Annotated in this window: 17 protein-coding genes; 2 read left to right on the top strand and 15 right to left on the bottom strand. The window is 45.1% G+C overall.

All coding sequences use genetic code 11. The annotated features are described in order from the left end of the window. The first annotated feature begins 351 nt into the window (after positions 1-351). A complete protein-coding gene (locus tag IEX80_RS13855; RefSeq protein ID WP_188833251.1) occupies positions 352-1,131 on the top strand; it encodes a polysaccharide deacetylase family protein in 780 nt (259 codons plus the stop codon). Between the two features lie 46 nt (positions 1,132-1,177). Here the strand turns inward: IEX80_RS13855 and IEX80_RS13860 are convergent, their stop codons facing one another. The 4 genes from IEX80_RS13860 to IEX80_RS13875 all read right to left on the bottom strand — a co-directional run bounded on the left by IEX80_RS13860 (position 1,178) and on the right by IEX80_RS13875 (position 5,166). Next, positions 1,178-2,029: an alpha/beta hydrolase gene (locus tag IEX80_RS13860; RefSeq protein WP_188833252.1), complete on the bottom strand. Its 852-nt coding sequence runs from the start codon at positions 2,027-2,029 to the stop codon at positions 1,178-1,180. A gap of 824 nt (positions 2,030-2,853) precedes the next feature. Further along, positions 2,854-3,702, bottom strand: a complete 849-nt coding sequence (locus IEX80_RS13865; RefSeq protein WP_229701630.1) for a ThuA domain-containing protein — start codon at positions 3,700-3,702, stop codon at positions 2,854-2,856. Between the two features lie 305 nt (positions 3,703-4,007). After that, entirely contained in the window at positions 4,008-4,382 is a 375-nt protein-coding gene (locus tag IEX80_RS13870; protein WP_188833253.1) for a DUF3037 domain-containing protein, read from the bottom strand. Further along, positions 4,369-5,166, bottom strand: coding sequence for a HipA family kinase (locus IEX80_RS13875; RefSeq protein WP_188833254.1), 798 nt, complete (start codon positions 5,164-5,166; stop codon positions 4,369-4,371). Before IEX80_RS13875 ends, IEX80_RS13870 begins: the two co-directional genes overlap by 14 nt. Positions 5,167-5,754: 588 nt before the next feature. On the opposite strand from IEX80_RS13875, the gene IEX80_RS13880 reads away from it, so the two are divergent. Next, entirely contained in the window at positions 5,755-6,252 is a 498-nt protein-coding gene (locus IEX80_RS13880; protein ID WP_176628925.1) for a DinB family protein, read from the top strand. Between the two features lie 81 nt (positions 6,253-6,333). Here IEX80_RS13880 and IEX80_RS13885 read toward each other — a convergent pair whose 3' ends face one another. The 11 genes from IEX80_RS13885 to IEX80_RS13935 form a co-directional block, all read right to left on the bottom strand. Beyond that, entirely contained in the window at positions 6,334-6,552 is a 219-nt protein-coding gene (locus IEX80_RS13885) for a hypothetical protein (protein ID WP_229701631.1), read from the bottom strand. An 880-nt stretch (positions 6,553-7,432) separates the two neighbouring features. Further along, the gene (locus IEX80_RS13890; RefSeq protein ID WP_188833255.1) at positions 7,433-8,263 is read right to left on the bottom strand and encodes an amidohydrolase family protein; all 831 of its coding nucleotides are present in this window, start codon (positions 8,261-8,263) and stop codon (positions 7,433-7,435) included. Next, entirely contained in the window at positions 8,250-9,101 is an 852-nt protein-coding gene (locus tag IEX80_RS13895; RefSeq protein ID WP_129571394.1) for a fumarylacetoacetate hydrolase family protein, read from the bottom strand. The genes IEX80_RS13890 and IEX80_RS13895 overlap by 14 nt, the downstream gene beginning before the upstream one ends. 12 nt (positions 9,102-9,113) lie before the next feature. Continuing rightward, positions 9,114-10,403, bottom strand: a complete 1,290-nt coding sequence (locus tag IEX80_RS13900) for an alpha-L-fucosidase (protein ID WP_176628923.1) — start codon at positions 10,401-10,403, stop codon at positions 9,114-9,116. A 12-nt stretch (positions 10,404-10,415) separates the two neighbouring features. Continuing rightward, positions 10,416-11,180: an SDR family NAD(P)-dependent oxidoreductase gene (locus IEX80_RS13905; protein ID WP_188833256.1), complete on the bottom strand. Its 765-nt coding sequence runs from the start codon at positions 11,178-11,180 to the stop codon at positions 10,416-10,418. A 376-nt stretch (positions 11,181-11,556) separates the two neighbouring features. After that, positions 11,557-13,218 (bottom strand): UxaA family hydrolase, encoded by a 1,662-nt coding sequence (locus IEX80_RS13910; RefSeq protein ID WP_188833257.1) that lies wholly within the window; start codon positions 13,216-13,218, stop codon positions 11,557-11,559. 49 nt (positions 13,219-13,267) lie between these two features. Next, positions 13,268-14,620: an alpha-L-fucosidase gene (locus tag IEX80_RS13915; RefSeq protein WP_188833258.1), complete on the bottom strand. Its 1,353-nt coding sequence runs from the start codon at positions 14,618-14,620 to the stop codon at positions 13,268-13,270. A gap of 11 nt (positions 14,621-14,631) precedes the next feature. Then, positions 14,632-14,964, bottom strand: a complete 333-nt coding sequence (locus tag IEX80_RS13920; RefSeq protein ID WP_188833259.1) for an L-rhamnose mutarotase — start codon at positions 14,962-14,964, stop codon at positions 14,632-14,634. 300 nt (positions 14,965-15,264) lie between these two features. Then, positions 15,265-15,753, bottom strand: a complete 489-nt coding sequence (locus IEX80_RS13925; RefSeq protein WP_188833260.1) for a hypothetical protein — start codon at positions 15,751-15,753, stop codon at positions 15,265-15,267. 29 nt (positions 15,754-15,782) lie between these two features. Then, the gene (locus tag IEX80_RS13930; protein ID WP_188833261.1) at positions 15,783-18,020 is read right to left on the bottom strand and encodes a penicillin acylase family protein; all 2,238 of its coding nucleotides are present in this window, start codon (positions 18,018-18,020) and stop codon (positions 15,783-15,785) included. Positions 18,021-18,437: 417 nt separating this feature from the next. Then, entirely contained in the window at positions 18,438-19,529 is a 1,092-nt protein-coding gene (locus tag IEX80_RS13935) for a DUF3810 domain-containing protein (RefSeq protein WP_188833262.1), read from the bottom strand.

Here is a 19,529-nt window from a genome sequence, read left to right on the forward strand (position 1 = left end):
CTTACCTTCCAGGATTTCTTATGGACATCTATCCCCGCAAAAATCTTTTGCCCGCTAAAATCTAATTGTGTAACTTGTTGCATGAGTTCTTGATTTAAAGTGTTTGTTCTTAGTTGTTTACTTTAATCTACAACCTTTTTTTCAAGAACTCTTCTTTAACTGTTTCATGCATACGATCTTATACGCCATGCATTTAGGCTCAACAAGGTGTACAAGATTTCTCTTTCGCGCCCGCACACCATCCGTTCCAGCTCTATCGAAATGACATTTTTACAAACGAAACTCTTATTTAAAAATCCGGTTATCAACCGGATTTTTTTATTTTAGGCCAACTAATCCAAAGCCCTCGTCATGAAAAAATTAACGCTGTTTCTGTTATTGCTCAACTTTTTATTTGCTGCCAACGCGCAACAAGCCAAACGCAAAAAAGCCATCATTGTGCTTACATATGATGACGGGCTAACTTCGCAGCTAAACACAGCTATACCTCAGCTTGATTCGGCACACCTTACCGCCACCTTTTTTTTAACCGGAAACATGACCGAAGCTTCGTTACCCCGCTGGCGCCAGGCAGGTGAAAAAGGTTACGAACTGGCTAACCATACTTTGTACCATCCCTGCCTGCTAAATGTAAAAACTAATCCTGCCGACAATTCGGCCAATTATACCCCATATATCATGGTGCGCGAAATAAAGGAAATGAACACCCTGCTTCTTGCCCTTGATAGTAAAACGGGTGGCCGCACTTATGCCTACCCCTGCACTGAACTTGAAGTTGGCGGCGTGAACTATGTTGATACCCTGCGTAAAGCAGGCCTCGCAAAATACGCCCGTATAGGCGGCGGACCTGATGCTGTGATCACTGATTTTAAAAACCTCGACCCGTTAAAAGTGCCTTCATGGGGCGTAACAGGCAACCCGGTAACCGGCGATGCCCTGATAGATTTTGTAAAGAAAGTACAACAAAGCGGCGGACTGGGCATCTTCATGTTTCACGGCGTGGGCGGCGATTATTTGGTTACACCCGCAGATGCGCACAGGAAGCTGTTAGCATATTTAAAGGCACACCGGAACGAAATTGAAGTGACAACTTTTATGAAAGCCATGGATGAGGTAATGGCAGCCAAATAGTTTTATAAAAGCTAAAAGCAGAAGGCTAAAAGCATTTTATGTAAAATTAAGCTATCAGGCTAACGAGATCTGATATAACAAGCTCATCTTTAATAATGCGTTCATGACCGGGCCCCTGGTATACTTTGGTTTCAACTTCGGGATGAGCGATAAGGAAGTTTTCCAGGAATGCGAAGGGTGCAATTTTATCTTCCGGGTCATAGGCTAACCAATGTTTCCGGACCAAGCCGGCAGGATATAAATTATGAAGTGTAAAATCCGAAGCCTCCATATCAAACAATGCCTCAAAATCAGTAAAGAATTGATCCTGTAAACCCGGGGCTACATCGGCCGCGTTCAGGCTGGCTATAAAATTCTCTTTCAGATTAATCAGCGGGGCAATGCTGATGAGCAAGGCAGGCTGAATAGCCGTTTCCTTAATAGCAATGGCATTGGCCATTCCCCCTAAGGAGTGACCGATGAGCATATCGGGCGCCCCAAAGGTTTTGATTACCATAGTCGCAGCTTTGGCAAAGAGCAGGAGGTTTGACAGCTCCCCATCCGAACTGCCATTACCCGGCGCATCAAAAGCGGTTACCTGCACATCATTAATATTTTTTAAAGCCGTAATGAGCTCGGCAAAGTCGGCGGCTTTTGAGCCCCAGCCGTGGGTAATAAGTATTTTGCGCTTCCCCTCCCCCCAGGTAAACCCATTGAACTTTAAAGCAGATTTGGCAAAATGAGGATCGTCTACTTCAAGCGTAAATGCTTTGGCTTCGTCAAGCAATTGCTGCTGTTGCAAGCGGACCGGCATTTTGGGCGAATAACAGATCAATTGCCATAGCAAGTTAACCATACCAGGCGCTTCGGCGCCATTAAGAGATTTTACCTGGTTAAATACCGTTTTTAACTTTTTCATAAGCGAGGCAGGATTTCGCCGGCAAAATAAGCAAAAGCACCTTTAAAATATACCAATAGGTATTTTATTTACATTGTCCCGACGAAGTCCTGCATTCCAATTGTAACAAAACGCATGTCCCAAATTTTTGATTCCCCATAAAAATTTAAAAATCCTCCCGGCGTTCTTTTTCCGGAAAACTGGGGTGTTCCAAATTCTGAATGTAAAAACGCGGTACACCCATTTTATGAAACACGTTGATATTCAATATTTTAACCATTTACCTGAAACATTATTAAAATACTGATAATCAACGCTTAAAACTATAATGAGTTTAAAATACTTTTTTTCGAAAGATTAAAAACGGCAGCATTTACCAATGTAATTTTTGCTGATTTTTAGGATTTTTTTGAGAAAAAACCAATTGGCGGCTTAATTTGTCTGCATGCTGACAAAGTAGTGACACCATTTTTATGGTCTGTTTTTCGGATCGTTTTTTGCGCCGGAATACGCAGGATTTTCTGCCTGTGGCCGGGAGCGTGGACGCTCTATCCATGACCATGTTCAGGCGTGGACGCCATAACCATTACCTAAGGGATTAATTTAGCGTAAGCGCTTTAAAATCCCCTCTTGAGAGGGGGCGCGGTGGGAAAGAGCGGGAGCAGGGGGGGTGTTATACAAGCGATAAGCTACACGTAGAATAACACACCCCTCCGCCCCTCTCAAGAGGGGAATCGCACATTCCCCCACTTTTGAAGAGTTTTTTTCTTAGGTTACGGTTCAGGGCGTGGATGCACCTTAAACCCGCGTAAAAATAAAACTTCCGCTTCAAGGGGCTGGCGCCACTATTTTCCTCTGCCTAACCAAAGCAGCGAATTGATGATGAGCTTATCAACATTATTATTAGCAAAAGTTTGAGAAAGCTCTTTGTTGGTGCCTCTGTCATAGTCCATATCATTATGGCCTATGTTGAAATAAACCATGCGGTAATTTTTATTAGTCCAGGCTACGGGGTAGTAACCGCTATGCCAAATCTCGTGTTGCTTTGGGCCTGTACCCAAGGGAAAACTTGTTGAATCAACCGCCAGCAGGATATCGATATTAGGATTTTTGCGAAGATCGCGTTCCCAGCGGTACCATTCGTTAGCGTTGGTTTTAAAAATGGTGGGCAGGCCTTTGGTTACCGGATGATTAGCATCCTCAACTCTTAAAATGGCCGAAGTTGGGTGCCAGGTATTGCTTACATATTGTCCCGAACCCAGGAACTCGTTGTGGTACCAGTCCCAGTTTTGCGGAAAGTCTGAAGGCGTAAGCGCGAAGGCCGAAAAATGAAACCCCATCCAGGCGCCGCCCTTTTTCATATACTGTTCAAAAGCTGCACGTTGTTCGGGGTTATCAGTGCGGGTATCTAAAAATATTACTACCTGGTATCTGGCCAAAAACTCAGGGTTCATATTTGCCCAGTTGTTGGTGCTGTCGTAGGTAAAATTATACTTTTTAGCAATTTTAGGAAACCACCGATTAGCCTCGTGCACAAAGCTGATATGTGCCAGGTCGCTCCGGCCGGTGTAAAAGGCTATTATTTTGAATTTCTTGTGGCTTTGGGCATTGGCGTTTACTGCTGTAAAAACAGCTATAATGATGAGAGCCACAAGCAGCATGGCCCTGTTGATCAGATTTCGGTTGATGTTCATATCCCTGCGTTTATAATTGTGCTTATAAAACTAATGGATTTGATTTTACGATGATGGAGAAATAGTGTGATGAGAGGTAATGTAGGGGCGGTTAGATGTTGGAGACAACACCAGCATCGGCGAAGTGATGAGAGGTAATGTAGTGTTAAGATAATGTTCTTGCGCTCGTTTGCAACGAGTGCTTAATCTGGTTTGGCGATTGTATCGCCTGTGCGTTATAAACGCAAACCCAGCTACGCACTCGTTACAAACGAGCGCGAGTTTTTTGTCTTCCCCTTTGCCTGTGTCCTCACGGGCAAATATTATCACAACACCATCTGCTCAAACAATCTGTTCAACGTAGCCTCCGCATCGGCAGTCATACCCGGATGCACTTTGGAAGCCTGTACCACCGTACTGCGTGTAGCCGTAAGCCAGCGGAAGCGTGAAGGTTGGTCAAGCAACGCGATTGGCCCCGCATCTTTTTCGCCATTGCAGATGCGCTCAAGCGAATTGATATTTTCCTTCAGGCAATCCAGGTCCAGGTCACCGCAAAAGGCAGCTAACCTTGCGTCATCAGCCTTGAACAATACTTTTAAAAACTTTTGTTTGGGACAAAACAGGATCACCCCTATATTGATAAACTCTTCGCGCTCCACCCTTGGTACAACGCGGATTATGGCGTACTCAAATACCTGCATATAGGGCTTGTTTTGCGGCGTTAACAAATACATCTGAAGCGGCCAGCCGGGTTATTAAAAACTCCGCGTATATATTTCGTACCTCATCAGGCGTTTCTTCAAAATCGCGGTAGGTGATCCACTCGTCGGGGATCAACGCTACTATATCACGGATCTTTTCGGGCGTTAGGATCGCTTTGAATTCAGCATCAACCGTGTCCAGTTGGTTGGCCCGGGGCAGCAGCACATGGTCTTTCACCTGTAAAAACGGGCGGGTAGCCATTTCCTCCCAGTTGTTCCATGAGTGATGAAAATACAGCGCGGCGCCGTTATCAATCATCCACAATTCTTTATGCCAGATCAGCATATTGGTGTTACGGGCGGTACGGTCTACATTGGTAAGCAAGCAATCGAACCAAACTATTTGCGAAGCCAGTTTGCCATCAACAATAGTTACCGCCGGATCAAAAGTAATAGCGCCCGACAAATAATGCAGCGCCAGGTTAAGCCCCACACTAAACTTCAGCAGGTCCTGGATCTCTTCATCAGCTTCCGAACGGCCGAAGGCTTCGTCTAAATTGGCAAATACCAGCTCAGGGACCTTGAAACCTAACAGGCGCGCTATTTCGCCGCCAATAAGTTCGGCAATGAGGGCTTTTACCCCCTGGCCTGCCCCACGAAATTTCAGTACATATAAAAATTCGTCATCAGCTTCGGCAATGGCCGGTAATGACCCGCCCTCGCGCAAAGGCGTTACGTAACGGGTTACGTTAACGGTGCGGAGCTGTGGTGGTGTGTAGTTCATAGTTTAAATTAGCAAAAGCCAGCGTTAGAGATTGCAGCGGATACCGGCCCTGAGCGTAATGCCTGCAGGCGTATGAGCGGAAAGCCCGGCCACTCTTCGTGGAAACGCCCAAATTATTCTTTAATTAGGCTTCGGTTTTAACCAACATACATTCGCCGCTCAATTGCCGCGGTGGCTGTTACTTTTGTCTTGATACAAAAGTAACCAAAAAATCAAGTCAGCAGAGAGGTTTCTTTGCCGCACTGCCAGCCCTCCATGCCTCGCCATGCCTTTGCCCTGCAAAACAGGCAGAACCACGGCTGCTAAATTTTGCCTGGCCTTACCCGTTTCCTCTTCCGGCAAAATTCGCTAATGCCCTTGCAACCACACAAGCCCAACATTGTTCTGCCTGTTTTCACCCGAAACTTATCTGCTGACGGAGAAACACTATTTTATTAAAGCAGCGGAGTCAAAATAAACTATCCTGTCAATCCTCAAATCCTAAAAATCCTGGTTCAGAAAAATAATATTGCCGTTATCTGTCCCTGCTGACATAGGGCTGTCATTACCCCTCCGTTACTTTACATCATAAAACAAACAACAACACTTATGGACACTTTGAAATCGTTATTGCAGGAGATGGAGCAGGAAGCTCAAACCACCGAAAAAATGCTAAGCCGCATCCCCGACGATAAATACCAGTGGAAACCGCACCCTAAAAGCATGACCATTGAACAGCTCTCGACCCACATTGCTGAACTGCCTACCTGGGTTACTATTACCTTAAATACCGATGAACTGGATTTTGCCACTGTACCTTACGAGCCTAAAAAAGTAAGCGGCACTGCCGATTTGCTGAAATTATTTGAAGACTCATTGGCCGATGGCTATTCGAGCCTGCAAAAAGCTGATATCAGCACGTTTGATAAAATCTGGACACTTCGTAACGGAGAACAGATCCTTAATCAACGTACAAAAGCAGAAGTGATCAGGATGACCTATTGCCAGATTGTACACCACAGGGCACAGTTGGGAGTTTATTTGCGTTTGTTGGATATCCCGATACCGGGCAGCTACGGCCCAAGCGCGGATGAGAAGGGTTTCTAAAAAAACAGGAGTAATAAGATCAGTTTTAAATACAAAAGCAAAGCAGGCAAAAGCGTGCTTTGCTTTTGTATGTTTTTGCACTCAACTACGGTGCTTTGACAGCTTGCCTGTGTTTATTTCTTCAAGGAAGCCATTTTCATTAATAGCATATCGGGCCTCAGAGGTATCGGTATCTATCTTGTAATTAACGGTCTTTACTTTTTTGTTCCTGATCTTTTTGCCAAATATGAACATCGGCAAAATGAAAACCGCAAGCAGGACTACAACTTGTAACAGGGTTGTGTACATAACGTCTAACATAAAAATTTAAGTCTGATTGGTATCCATATAACGTTATCGGGAGAGAAATGGTTCGCCTTTTTAATGTTATTTTATACCCATCATGTGTACATACAGCTAAATGTGTGCCATACTTATATCTGACGCTCTGTGTTACCTTAATATTACATTTATACTGATATTTAATTGATTTATAATTAAATGCACCAAACACTGCGCTATCATATTGATAATAGAGCCTATCGTTTTGAAATAAATAATATACAGTACAGATTAGTGATTTTAGTACAGTGGCGAAGTATCGTAAAAACGCGGAATTTGATGGTTTAAGACTTATCAAACCATGTCATATCGATGGCGCTTTTTATTTGTTTTTAAACAGCCTCTGAAATGGACAGGATTTTAAATAGCCGGAGATATTTCAAGAGAAATCCAATAAATCCGAATAATCCGCCCAAATCCCGGTTCAGAACATGGGCGTTGCCTGCGGCCCGTGCTATGCGCTCATACTGCACAGGCATTAGCCACAAGGCCGGTATCCGCTCCTATCACTAACGCGCCCCGCGCACCATCTTTAAATGTATTTTACAAGTTATTACGATTTTTCCCGGGAGGGCCGTGGTGGTTATCCAATGACATAAATTACAAAAGCGTTCGTGAGGACACCATATGTGTTCGGAAGATTTTTAATTCCCTCCCCTGGGAGGGGTGCGTCTGGATTTCGTGGTGGCAGGGAGGGGTTTATACTTCATTTCGGGCGAATAAGTCTGTGAATGAAACCCCTCCCTACACCCTCCCAAGGGAGGGAATCGCACAATCCTCGCTTTTTTTATTTCTTCCGAACACTTCCCGATCCGTGTCCCCACGGATCGCCTGTCATTTGCATCAATAGTAACACCAGCTACAAGCTGTAAAAAGCAGTTGCGTTCCCACCAAAAAACAATTCCTTTTCTGCAGCAGATAGTCTTTCGGCATACAGGTCCATTACCTCCATTGTTTTTTCATAGCCTCCAGCCAGCAAACATACCGGCCAGTCGGAACCAAACATTACCCGATTGATACCGAAAGCGTTGAATACAATATCGATATAAGGGATAAAATCAGCTGCGGGAGCGTGGTCCCAGTCCGCCTCGGTGAGCAGGGCCGATACCTTGCAGGATACATTGGGATAGCTTGCCAGCTTTTCGATATCCTGTTTCCATCCATCAATTTTTCCGGCTTTGATGTATGGCTTGGCCATGTGGTCGAGCACAAACTTTTGATCCGGAAATTCAGCTGCCAATTGCGCAGCATACGGCAAATGGTTAGGGAAGATGAGGATATCATAAGTATATCCGTGTTTGCCCAAAGCGGCGATGCCTTTTTTAAATTGCGGATCAAGCATGTATTGCTCGTCGGGCTCCGACTGCAGAATATGCCGGAAGCCTTTAAGCTTTTCATATTTTTTGAAATGATGCAGGCGATCTTCAAGGTCACCGGCTTTCAAATCTATCCAGCCTACTACCCCTTTGATGAAGGGGTTAACGGATGCCAGATCTAACAGAAATTCTGTTTCCTTTTCCGACTGATCGGCCTGAACGGCGACACTGCCATCCATGCCGTGTTTTTGCAGTACAGGTAACAGGTCTTCGGGATAAAAATCCCGCCCTATTACCTGCATGTCTTCAGTGATCCAGCTGTCCCTTACCGGGTTGTATTGCCAGAAATGCTGATGTGCATCAATTTTTAGCATAAGCTATCAGGTTTTGTTTTGATTCGCCAAGGCCTTCAATACCTAATTCTACCACGTCGCCTGCTTTTAAGTAGATCGGCGGCTTCATCCCTAAGCCAACCCCTGCAGGTGTACCTGTCGAGATAATATCGCCCGGCAGCAGGGTCATGAACTGGCTGGTGTATGAGATCAGGTGCGGCAGGTTAAATATAAAGTTTGAGGTAGTACCGTCCTGCATGGTTTCGCCGTTAACTTTTAGCCACAGTCGCAGGTTATGCGGATCAGCAATTTCATCAGGTGTAGCTAAAAACGGGCCAAGCGGCGCGAAGGTATCACAGCCTTTACCCTTATCCCAGGTACCATTACGCTCCAGTTGAAATTCACGCTCGCTTACGTCATTGTGCAGTACGTAACCGGCAACGTAGTCCATAGCCTCGGCTTCTTCCACATACGATGCTTTTTTGCCGATAACCACAGCAAGTTCCACTTCCCAATCGGTTTTAACCGAGTTTTTAGGGATCATGATATCATCAAACGGACCAACAATAGCGGTGGTTGCTTTCATAAAGATCACCGGCTCGGGCGGCAGCGGTGCATTGGTTTCTTTAGCGTGATCGGCATAGTTAAGGCCAATACAAACCAGTTTTGAAGGGCGCACGATAGGACTTCCTAAGCGTACATCATCGGCAACTTCGGGCAGTAAGTTATCTTTTATAAAATCAGCAAGGCGGCTAAGTCCGTCAGTTTCAAAAAACTGTTCGGTGTAATCTTCGCCAAAGGCCGATACATCATATCTTTTATCGTTTTGTATAATTCCCGGCTTCTCTTTCCCAATCTCGCCAAATCGTATAAGTTTCATATTGTCGTTGTATTAGTTTGTTATCAGTTTAATAATTGTATCGTTAGGGTCGGTTGCCACGCCGCTAAGATATACAAACACGCCCTCGGTTTGTTGTTTAAATTTCACCGTGCTGCCATCGGCCAGTAATGCTGCTTTAGTTACTTTGCCTTTTAATTGCGGAATGAAAACGTAGGGTTGTTGCGGTGCGGTCATCACATGCACATACAGGTTTTTATCTTTTTGGGTGATTACTCCCCAGGGCTGTGCCGGGATACCGCTGCCTCGGGTACCATAAATAGCTTCCCCGTTTTTTTGTACCCAGGCGCCTACAACAGCCAGTGTATCGGTAAATTCAGGCTGAATTTTTCCGTTAGGCATCGGGCCTATGTTCAATAAAAAGTTTGCATTTAAACCGGCTGCGTTCACCAAATAATGGATTATGCGTTTTGATGATTTAAAGCTCCTGTCGGTAATGTTAAAGCCCCAACTGTTGTTGATGGTTTCGCAGGTTTCCAAAGGTAATGCACCTATTTTTGATTTACCGCTGAAGCCGGTTGTATTGGCTCCGGGCAGGTCTTTCTCAAACATCTGGAAATCCTCGCCTTCTTTAGGTTCAAGGTGATGGTTGTTGCCTACCAGTATGGCGGGGTTCAGTTTATGGATCAATCCGTAGATCTCGTCATAATGCCAGTTAACATCACGCTCCCAGTGGCCGTCAAACCAAATGCCTTTAACGCCGGGGTATTTGGTAATGAGCTCCGTAAGCTGCGCTTTCATGAAATTGATGTAGCTGTCCCAGTCGCCATTTGCGGGTTTGCCGTCAACTATCGGACTGCCATAAGCATAATCCTTGCGGCCCCAATCCAACAGCGAATAATAAAAATGCAGTTCGATGCCTTCTTTAACACATTCCTGCGCCAGCTCCATCAGCGGGTCTTTGTGGTATGGCGTAGCATCAACAATATTGTACGGCGATGCTTTAGTACCAAACATGCTGAACCCATCATGATGGCGCGAGGTAACGGTGATATACTTCATACCCGCTTTTTTGGCAAACATCACCCAGTCGTGGGCGTTAAAAGCCTGCGGATTAAAGAAATCGGCCAGGCGTTTATAGCTATCATAAGGGATATGCTTTTCATTCATCACCCACTCGCCCGCGCCAAGCTCACTGTAAATACCCCAGTGAATAAACAGGCCGAACTTCATATCCTGGAAATTTTGCCTTGCAGCAAGGTTGTCGGCCGTTGGCGTGTAGGTTTGAGCACCCGCGCGTACGGCGCCAAGCAACATACCCATTAATAATAGCTTTTTAATCATATCAAGTCAGGTTTAATTGTTCAGGGTGATAAAGCCGCCATCGATAGGGTAATCGGTACCGGTAATAAATCCGGCCTCATCCGAACACAGGTATAGCGCCAAAGCTGCTATTTCTTCAGGTTTGCCCATCCTGCCTATCGGCTGGCTTTTTGAGAGCTTTTCGAAGATCTCATCCTCCTTGCCGGCGTAGTTTTTGGCGATAAAGCCATCCACAAAAGGTGTATGCACCCTTGCCGGCGAGATACAGTTGCAACGGATGTTATCATGCAGAAAGTCGCGCGCTACCGATAAAGTCATGGCATGGATGGCGCCTTTGCTCATGGAGTAAGCAAACCTGTCGGTAATACCAACGCTGGCCGCTATGGAAGCCGTGTTGAGGATCACGCCGCCGCCATTGGCTTTCATTGCCGGGAGGGCCGCGTAAAGGCAGTTGTAAGCGCCTTTAACATTCACGTTAAACACGCGCTCAAAATCTTCGGTGCTGGTATTATCTGCCCTGCCAATATGCGCTATGCCTGCGTTATTGATCAAGATATCTATCTTACCTATTTTGGTAAAAGTATCAACCACTTGTTGCTGGTTGCTAACATCACACGCATAGCCGGTTGCTTTGCCACCTGCCGAAGTTATTTCAGTTACGGTATCGGCTGCCGCCTGGTCATTTAATTCGATGATATGAACTTCGGCACCCTGCTGTGCAAATAACACGGCCATAGCTTTGCCTATGCCGCTGCCGCCACCGGTTACAATTACTGATTTATTGGTTAGTTTGAACATAAGTATGGGCCGGGCCCCCTCTAAATCTCCCCCTAAAGGGGAGACTTTTTTGTTTTTATGGTTATTATTAATTTATCTCTCAATTCCGTTGTTGGTATTGTCACCAACAACTTTTTTCAATTCCCTCCCTCGGGAGGGGTGCGGTTGGACTATGCGGTGGCAGGGAGGGGTTTATACACCATGCTTGCCGATTAAGCATATCGAAGAAACCCCTCCCTACACCCTCCCCGAGGGAGGGAATCGCACGAGCCCCGGCTTTTATTGATGTTATAACGACACTCTCCTCTTCGCCGTTGTTGGTGTTGTCACCTACAACTTTATGCCTCCACGCAAATCGAAAGTTCTCCCCCCTTCGGGGAGGGTTGGGTGGGGCTGCCTATAACGACACTCCTCTTTTCCACGGAATAAAATCATCCTGGCCAAGTTTTACCGATTTTGGTTCTGCTTCGCCGCTGGCTACTTTTATCACGTAATCCAGGATCCGCTCGCCGGCCTGGTGAATGGTCTCAGAACCTTCAATAATGGTACCGCAGTTAATATCTATAATATCGGGCATGCGCTCAAACATGGCCGTATTGGTTGATAGTTTGATGACCGGGGTAACCGGGTTGCCTGTAGGCGTACCCAAACCGGTGGTGAACAATACGATATTTGCGCCTGCACCTACTTCGGCAGTGGTGCTTTCCACATCGCTGCCGGGGGTACATAGTAAATTCAAACCCGGTTTGGTTACTTTTTCCGGGTAGTCCAATACCGCTGTTACTGGTGAAGTGCCACCCTTTTTCGCCGCACCGGCCGATTTGATAGCATCAGTGATCAATCCATCGCGGATATTACCCGGCGATGGGTTAGCATAAAAGCCCGACCCATCCGCCTCTGCACGTGCATTATAAGTAGTCATGAGGTGCATGAAACGGTTAGCGGTTTCAACATCGATACAACGGTCGCTCAGTTCCTGCTCCACACCGCAAAGCTCAGGGAACTCTGAAAGGATCACCGAACCGCCCATGGTAACCAGCAGATCGGATAAATAACCCAATGCCGGGTTAGCCGAAATGCCCGAAAAACCATCCGAACCACCGCATTCCAAACCAACACATAGTTTTGACAATGGTGCCGGCTGACGGGTTGTTTCATTGGCTTTGACCAAACCGGCGAAAGTTTGCTTCAACGCTTGTTTTAACAATTCGCTTTCGGTACCTACTTTTTGTTGTTCCAATACAACCAGCGGCTTATTGAAATTAGCATCGCGTTTGGCAATTTCATTTTGCAAAATGCTTACCTGCGCATGCTGGCAGCCTAAGCTTAATATGGTTGCCCCGGCCACGTTGGGATGGGTAATGTAGCCTGCTATCAATCCGCAAAGGGTATCTGAATCTTCGCGGGTGCCGCCGCAACCCATACTGTGACTCAAAAATTTAATACCGTCGATATTTTTGAACAAGCGTTTAGAGTTTGGCTTATCCTCGGATGCCTGGATATCGGCATTCAAAATTTCCTCAACAGATTTACCAGCCTGGTAAAGTTCCATCAACTGCTCCACATCGCCCTCGTAGCTTTTGGCTTTTTTATAGCCCAGCTTATCAACCAGTGCTTCCTTTAATACATTGATATTCCTGTTTTCGCAAAAAACCATCGGTACCACAATCCAGTAGTTACCTGTACCTACCGAACCATCGGCACGGTGGTAGCCCATAAAGGTTTTGCCTTCAAAGTTAGCCGTATCAGGCTGGTGCCATTGTAGTTTGCGCTCGCCAAGGTGAAATCCTTCGGCTGCGTGGTGTACATTTTCGGTAGTTAACAAACCACCCTGCGGTATGACGGCCGAGGCTTTGCCTACCAGTACGCCGTACATGTAAATTTCCTTGCCTACCGGCAGTTCGTTAATGGCGAATTTATGCTTTGCTGCTACTTTATCTACCAGTGTAAAAGTCTGTCCATCAAACGTGATAACGGTTCCCTGCGGCAGGTCCTGTAAGGCTACCAGTACGTTATCATGCGGATGGATCCTTAAATATGTTTCCTTTTGTGTTGACATTATTTGTATATGATCGGTCCTTTTTTTAGTAAGGACAATATTTTTTTGCTTATTGCTGAAGCGTAAGTTCAATTACCGGAATTTCATACGGCGGCCTTTGTGCGGGGAGCGTTAACTCCAGGTCGTCACCGCTGCCATCCTTATATAAAAGCTCCGAGCTGTCATTTAAAAACTGCGCGTATTTAATCTTGCCTTTGTAGCCGGGCAATACCAGTTTGCCTTGCGGATAGTTAAACAAATGTATATACAGTTTACCGGCGGCTTTGTTATAAGTAAGCTTGGTTCCCTCGGGTATTTTATAAGTATCAGAAGCAAACGTACAATTGTATACCGATTTGCTGTTGGCGTGCATCCAATAAGCCAGGCTATCCAGCGCGCGGGTAGCACGATAGTCAAACTCGCCGCGGGCGGTTGGCCCTACGTTCAGGATCAGGTTACCGCCATTGCTTACCGAAGTAATTAACAGGTCGAGCAATTGACGATGGGTTTTCCAGGTATTTTCATCGCGGTAGTACCCCCATGAACCCGAAAAGGTTTGGCAGGTTTCCCAGGTTTTGCCGCGGTATTTAGCTAACTCGGCGGTGCTTACCTGTTCAGGGGTTTCAAAATCGGCGCCGTCTTTATACTCTTCCAGGTTAAGGCGATTATCTACAATGATGCCTGGCTGTAACTTCCTGATCAGCTTTAGTAATTCAACTGATCCCCAATCGTCTTTACCTTTACCATGCCCATCTTTGCGCGGGAATGAAAAATCAAGCCAAAGGATATCGATTTTACCGTATTTGGTTAGTAGTTCGGTGATCTGATCGCGCATGTACTGGCGGTATTTGGCCATATCACGCCCTTTGTTCAGCTTAGCGTATGATGCATCACTTTTATCGGCAGGTGACTGCGGATGATGCTCATCTATTATATAATCGGGATGGTGCCAGTCTAACAGTGAATAATAAAAACCCACTTTTAAACCCTGTGCCCTGAAAGCGTTCACATATTCACGTACCAGGTCGCGTTTGGCTTTGGTATTGGGAGCTTTATAATCGGTAAATTTTGAATCGAACAGGCAAAATCCTTCGTGGTGCTTGGTGGTCAGCACAGCATATTTCATCCCTGCCGCTTTGGCCTGCTTTGCCCATTTCTGCGGATCAAAAAGATCAGGGTTAAACTGGTCGAAATATTTCTGGTAACCTGCATTATCAATTTTTTCGTTATGCTTTACCCATTCGTGACGGGCGGCCTGCGAGTACAGGCCCCAGTGAATGAACATGCCGAAGCGGTCGTCCTTCCACCATTCCATGCGTTTCTCTTTCTGGGCGTCGGTTTCGGTGCCTATCATTTTTTGTGCAAATACCGATGGGGCCATCAGCAATACAAACATCAACAGTAATTGTAGTTTCTTTAGCATAACTATTCTATTTATAAGGAGAAAATTTTGTCCATTAAAACCCATTTTGCACCTGCGGGCGCATTTTTTACCGGCGACTGAAATCCCCACATCAAATCTTCCCATTCCTTTACTTTAGAGTTCGCCGCATCTAAAGCTGCCGATTTATCGAAACTGAAAGTATCATCAACCTCCATGATCATGAACATGCGGGTATCAAAACGGTATATCTCCATTTTGGTGATTCCTTTGGCGATAATGCTGTCATGAATTTCGGGCCAAATAGCCTGGTGATATTTTTCGTATTCGGCAATGAGTGCCGCGTCATCTTTCAGATCGAGGGTTAAACAGTATCGCTTACTCATAGAATAGCTCTCAAAAAAGTTTATATCGGTAATACAAAGAAATAAGGTTTGCAGGTAAATAGTTATCGGGAATTAAACAAAATGTTCAACTATTTTGGCATAGATCAGAACCATGATTTTCAGGATCTAAGGATTGTCATGATTTTTTCTGAACCGGGATTTTTAAGGAATCTATTAGATGGACAGGATTTTTGTCTGAACTGTTTTTTGAATTTGTTAAATGGACGGAATTTTAAATAACCAGGGATATTTCGACTATTATCCCGGCAATCCTTAAATCCCGAAAATCACGGTTCAGAATCAATCAAAACCTAAATATTCCTTTTGGTGCACTTCTACCGAGCCGGAGATATTATCGTGATTAAGGAATATTACGATATGGAAAAAATCATTATCAAACAGATAGATATCGTTTTTAATATCAGAACCGTGGAGTTTCATGATCAGGCCCATGTGTTTTGCCTGGCCTATTAAATTAATGATGTGTTGCGGTGTAGAAGTGGCGTAGGTAACGGTGCGCAATATAGCCCCGCTGCTTAGCTTGCTGTTAACGCCTATTACAATAGTTTCTTCCTTATTATCCGGCCCTATCCTGTTCAGGTGCTCAATGCTGTTGCCATTAACATCCTGGAGATACTGGCGCTTGAATTTTTTTCCGAGGGTAAGATAGTTGTGTGCTTCGGCGTTTGAAAGATTGGAGATATTTGCCAGATCATTAATGGTTATGCTTTGGGCGAACAACGTTGCGCCACAAAACAACAATAAGGCAATTAACAGGGTTCTCTTCATTTTTTAACTTACCAAATATACTTTTTATACTATTTAAAATAGTCGCCGGGATGATAGGTGCGCTGCGCATGCTTTAAAACATCTTTTTTGTAAAACAGCACGTCCTTAAATTTACCGTCAATAATGCCCTGCTCCTGATCGGTGAAGTTTTTTGATGCAGGGTCAAAAGAGCTGCCGCCGTTTACGATGCTTTTAGCCCTTAACCGTGTACCAAATTCCACAACAGCGATAAAACTATTGCCCGAATATCCATACCGCTTGTTGGTGTTCATGGTACGGCTCTGGAACGATGGCAGCTGTCCAAAGCCCGATCCTGTTAAACCAACCGGGATACTGGGTTTATTATCATCAAAGCTAATGCCATCATCCGGGCGCTGGTAACGGTTCATCTCCCCCCACTCCACTTTCCAGGTACCAAAACGGCTTTGCAAATTTTGAAGTACATCGTTTAACCAGGCCAACTGCTGCGCCGGACTTATGGTTTTAACCAGCGTTTGAAAGCGCCGGGTAATAAAAGTGCTTTCCTGATCGGTTTGAGGCGGGGGCAGCGCTTTCATCATCAGGGTGCCCCATTCAATAGCAAGCGAACTGGCTACCGAATGGATAGCGGTATTCCTGTCCCACAACTGCAGGACCTTTATTGGCCCGGCAAGCGATTGCTTAACCGAATCGGGAGCGGCGTCATAAGCTTTGAAAAGTGATGGTAACAGATCGTCAAAAGCAGCGAGATGGTGGTCATACCCTTTAGCTACCAGGTCATCAAGCGTAAGGTTTTTCGCATCTTTTAAAATCCTGATAGCAGTTACCGCGCGGTAGTTTTCACCGTCGGGGGCCATGTAAACCGGGTATTTACTTTTATTCGGACTTGACGTGCCCGAAGCCGTATACGGCGTTGAATTACAGTTCTGGACCCACCCGGTGGCGGGGTTGGTAATAGTGATGATCTCGCTCAGCTTGTGGATACCTTGCCATTCGGTAGCTGATGTGCTGCCATCAACCGGCAGGCTCCAGTCGTATTTAGGGTTGCGTTTAGGAATATAATTGCCGTACCAAAAAATGGTATTCCCTTTATCATCGGCGTAAACAGTACTGTTTGTAGCGTTTGATACCATGTTCATGGCCTTTTTATATTCGGTCAGGTTGTTGGCTTTGGTTATCAGCCATGACTCAACCAGGGCATTGTATGAACGGTTGTTGGCTTTAAGTGCCAGCCATTTACCATCCCTTGCACCCAGCACCGGGCCATGATGGGTATAATAGCCTGTTATAGAGCGCTGTTCAATCTCATCGCTATGCTTTATTTTGAAAGATAGTTCGCGGGTGATAACGGGCCTTAGCTTACCATCATATTCGTAATACCATTTACCATCCTTTTTGCTCACCTTTTCGGCGTAAAGATCGGCCACATCGGCATAGGCACTGGTATGCATCCATCCGCAATGCTGGTTAAAGCCCTGGTAAATAAAAAACTGGCCCCAGGTAACGGCCCCGTACGCATTAAGGCCTTCATCGCTTACCAGCTCAACCTCACTGCGGAAATAGAACGGCACATGCGGATTGATATACAACAAAGCATGGCCCGATGCCGATTTGGATGGTGCTATAGCAAAGCCATTTGAACCGGTTTCGCGCTCGTTCACCATATCATAAATATTTTTTACAGGCTGGCCGGTTACCGCGCCAAGCTTTTCGGGGGCGGTACTGTAAAAGTCGTTGGTTTCGCTTAGTTTAATGCCCCCGGTTTCGGTAGCGGCAACGCTGCCATCGGTAAACATCAACGCATACCAGGGTTCAAAATGTTTAAATACTTTGGGTTTTACTTCGGGATGTTTGTACAGGTAATAATTAATGCCATCGGCAAAAGCATCCAATAGTTTCCGGAACCAAGGGGCGCTTGTTTTGTAATCTTTGATGGCGTCGGCACTATCGGCAATCAGTTGCAGCTGCACATCGGTATATAAATTAGTTTCGCCGTCAACCTCGGTCTGTTTACCTAACTGGTAAAGGTAGTTACGTTCAATGCCTTTAAAGTTATCTTCGCACTGGGCATACATCAATCCGAAAACAACAGCTGCATCTGTTTTTCCATAAATGTGAGGAACTCCCCAATTATCCCTGATAATGGTTACTGACTTTGCTAATGTTTTCTCCCGTTTTATTTCCTTTTGATTAATTTTTTGAGCAAAAACCAAAGCAGGAAGAAACATTGAAACAATAATAAAATTTGCTTTTATAGTAACAGCAATTTTACCAAACAATTTATCCATATAAATGTGAAGTAAACGAGGCTTTTTAAAGATTTTGAGGTAAATTTGGAGATTAATTCATAATAATTACATAGCAGCGCCGTTTTTATTCAAATATTTACAATCGGCTTTTTGAGGTAATTATTTGCTGTACTTTAAAACTGTACAGTTAACATTTGATAAATTTCTGTACCGGTTTCCACTCCGGTATCCGAATATAAAGAGCTTGGGTACGCATTTAAGATGATATCTGAGATTTAGTTGATTCAATATCATTTGAGACGTGATATTGTGTGCGTTCCGGGGTGAGATACGGAACGCATTTTTTTTGTTTATGAAAGAGATCATGGTTCATAGTTAATGGTTCATGGCAATTAGTGGTAATCACTAACGAGATTCAAATTCGGCCATGATCCATGAACCATCAACTATGAACTATTAATGAACCCACTTACCCCTATACCACGCCATAGCTAACAACACCATGCGGTTATAGGTTTCGAGGCCCTGGGGCTGGTTGTTGGCTTTCAGGAAATTATCGTAAAAAATACTGCTTATGGCGCCCAGCTTGTTTTCGTAGGCCAGCCAGTAATTACGCTCGGTGATATAATCGCCGCGTACATCTTTACTGATGAGTGCTTTGAGTTCTTTATGAGCAAGGGTATCACGGGCACCAAGCGAATGCATGAACTCCTGCACGGCGAGATGATATGCCGAATAACGCAGTAACCTGTCATGTGATTTTACGGCTACGACAAAACCTGCAAAATCAGCTTCATCCTCTGCTCCATATCCCATCTGGTGCGACATCTCATGACATACCACAAAGGGCCGGTTAAAAATGGGCATCTGGTAATTTACCTGGGCTTCGGAGGTGAAAGGGTTATAATAGCCCGAGGTGCCAATATAATTTAATAAGGGCGTCAATATCGATGGTTTAATATCAGGATTATAAGCCCTGAAATTAACAGAATCTTTACTGAGTACGCCGATTGCATGCCGTGCTGTATTATAAATATGGGTATTACTTTGGGCCCAGTCGGCCGGTGTAAGCCGTGCACGGGTAACGTTGGCGCTGTCAATCAGGATGCGGGTTACGGCTTTAAGATCGGCGGTTGTAAAAGCCGTGTCGCTGAGCCCAAGCCGCTCGGAGGCCGGCAGCCTGAAATAGTTCATTCCCCACAACAAATAAAAAGCCACAATGCCCGCCTGTATACCTATAACCAATCCTAAAAAAAGTCTCCCCGCCATTTGGAACCTTTTTTTAAACAGCAGGGCAATTAGCCTGATCACCGCATAGATCAAATAAATAACCACGGCTATATATATAATGTCGCCAACACTAAACGGAAATACGTTTAAAACGGAATGAAAAACCCGGCAAATAATAATGTAAAAACCATTGGCATAATAACGTTCAACAGCGGCCGGGTGATCAGTAAACAGCATCAGCAAAAAAATAACCAATGCCAATGATATTATCGCGATGATCCTTTTTAGTACAGGTTTTTTGTTGGTTGGGTAGCGCAT

This window comes from Mucilaginibacter rubeus, from assembly GCF_014643835.1.
GTDB classification, from domain to species: Bacteria; Bacteroidota; Bacteroidia; order Sphingobacteriales; family Sphingobacteriaceae; genus Mucilaginibacter; species Mucilaginibacter rubeus.

Bases quoted from the DNA above. Each gene is read 5' to 3' on its own strand.
- IEX80_RS13885 (WP_229701631.1), bottom strand. From the start codon at position 6,552: ATGTTAGACGTTATGTACACAACCCTGTTACAAGTTGTAGTCCTGCTT.
- IEX80_RS13865 (WP_229701630.1), bottom strand. From the start codon at position 3,702: ATGAACATCAACCGAAATCTGATCAACAGGGCCATGCTGCTTGTGGCT.
- IEX80_RS13925 (WP_188833260.1), bottom strand. From the start codon at position 15,753: ATGAAGAGAACCCTGTTAATTGCCTTATTGTTGTTTTGTGGCGCAACG.
- IEX80_RS13910 (WP_188833257.1), bottom strand. From the start codon at position 13,218: ATGTCAACACAAAAGGAAACATATTTAAGGATCCATCCGCATGATAAC.
- IEX80_RS13920 (WP_188833259.1), bottom strand. From the start codon at position 14,964: ATGAGTAAGCGATACTGTTTAACCCTCGATCTGAAAGATGACGCGGCA.
- IEX80_RS13870 (WP_188833253.1), bottom strand. From the start codon at position 4,382: ATGCAGGTATTTGAGTACGCCATAATCCGCGTTGTACCAAGGGTGGAG.
- IEX80_RS13890 (WP_188833255.1), bottom strand. From the start codon at position 8,263: ATGCTAAAAATTGATGCACATCAGCATTTCTGGCAATACAACCCGGTA.
- IEX80_RS13895 (WP_129571394.1), bottom strand. From the start codon at position 9,101: ATGAAACTTATACGATTTGGCGAGATTGGGAAAGAGAAGCCGGGAATT.
- IEX80_RS13915 (WP_188833258.1), bottom strand. From the start codon at position 14,620: ATGCTAAAGAAACTACAATTACTGTTGATGTTTGTATTGCTGATGGCC.
- IEX80_RS13860 (WP_188833252.1), bottom strand. From the start codon at position 2,029: ATGAAAAAGTTAAAAACGGTATTTAACCAGGTAAAATCTCTTAATGGC.
- IEX80_RS13900 (WP_176628923.1), bottom strand. From the start codon at position 10,403: ATGATTAAAAAGCTATTATTAATGGGTATGTTGCTTGGCGCCGTACGC.
- IEX80_RS13930 (WP_188833261.1), bottom strand. From the start codon at position 18,020: ATGGATAAATTGTTTGGTAAAATTGCTGTTACTATAAAAGCAAATTTT.
- IEX80_RS13875 (WP_188833254.1), bottom strand. From the start codon at position 5,166: ATGAACTACACACCACCACAGCTCCGCACCGTTAACGTAACCCGTTAC.
- IEX80_RS13855 (WP_188833251.1), top strand. From the start codon at position 352: ATGAAAAAATTAACGCTGTTTCTGTTATTGCTCAACTTTTTATTTGCT.
- IEX80_RS13935 (WP_188833262.1), bottom strand. From the start codon at position 19,529: ATGCGCTACCCAACCAACAAAAAACCTGTACTAAAAAGGATCATCGCG.
- IEX80_RS13905 (WP_188833256.1), bottom strand. From the start codon at position 11,180: ATGTTCAAACTAACCAATAAATCAGTAATTGTAACCGGTGGCGGCAGC.
- IEX80_RS13880 (WP_176628925.1), top strand. From the start codon at position 5,755: ATGGACACTTTGAAATCGTTATTGCAGGAGATGGAGCAGGAAGCTCAA.